Raw genomic sequence first — 956 nt, forward strand, 5'->3', positions numbered from 1 at the left:
CCGCCAATGCCACTATCAAGCGCCTCTTGGGTACATAAAACCGGTGCAACCGGTGGGTTTGGCAGCTACGTCGCTTTTATACCCAATAAACCTCAAGATGCTGTCTTGAGCACCTGAAAGCGATCGTTAATTCGGCTGCCCAATGTATCCGCTATTTTTGGCAACGTTTGTTTAAAGAAAGTAGATATAGCATCCCGGAACTCGCGCGGATTGCTGAAATATCGATTATTTCTGGCATATTCATTCATTAGCTTCCACATTCGCTCTATTGGGTTCAGGTTCGGACTGTAGGGGGGAAGGTAATGAAGCCTGATATTAACGACCTCCGCCCAGTCTCTCACCAGTTTTGAGCGGTGATAGCCAGCGCCATCCAGAATGATGTGAACTGGCTGGTTGTAATCCGGATAAACCTTACGTATCTCATTGAAAAAACGGCATACGTTGTATTCGTTTATCGTCTTATATTCCCCGATAACCGGACATGACAGCGCTTTCATATTCAGGGCTCCCATGATGTTCAGCCGGGTACGGCTGCCGGTTGTTTTGACTGTTTTTCGCTGTCCTTTACGTATCCACCCATAGCTCATTTTCGTGGCCTGTGTCGGATGCACAGCGTCGATAAAGAGAACGGGTTCATCACCGGCACCCTCTTTCAATTTTTCATAATATTCAATGAACTGAGCCTGCTTCTCTTCGCTGAATTTATGGGGGATACCTGCCGGTTTCTTGTAGGTGAATCCATTACGGTGCAGCCATTTATTGATACCGGGGACGGTAAAGGTAATTCCCCATATCTGCGCAACGAAAGTGATTATCTCGTGGGCATGATGAAAAACATTTTCTGATAACTGGCTGATTAACAGAGCCGTCTTTTCAGCACAGAGCTTGCTGGCCGAGCCCCCATTTTCAGGCTTTAACTTTCGCTGATTCAGGAACTCGTGGATATGATTATCGAC

General features: G+C 46.7%; 1 protein-coding gene and 1 pseudogene. One reads left to right on the plus strand and one right to left on the minus strand.

The window, feature by feature from the left end:
- Positions 1-90: pseudogene (locus U869_RS32490) on the plus strand (hypothetical protein); the annotation flags it as partial.
- Positions 91-92: 2 nt separating this feature from the next.
- Here U869_RS32490 and U869_RS29205 read toward each other — a convergent pair.
- On the minus strand, positions 93-956 hold an 864-nt coding region (locus U869_RS29205), incomplete at its 5' end, for an IS630 family transposase (protein ID WP_051590095.1).

Source organism: Serratia sp. H1w, assembly GCF_000633355.1.
Lineage (GTDB): Bacteria > Pseudomonadota > Gammaproteobacteria > Enterobacterales > Enterobacteriaceae > Chania.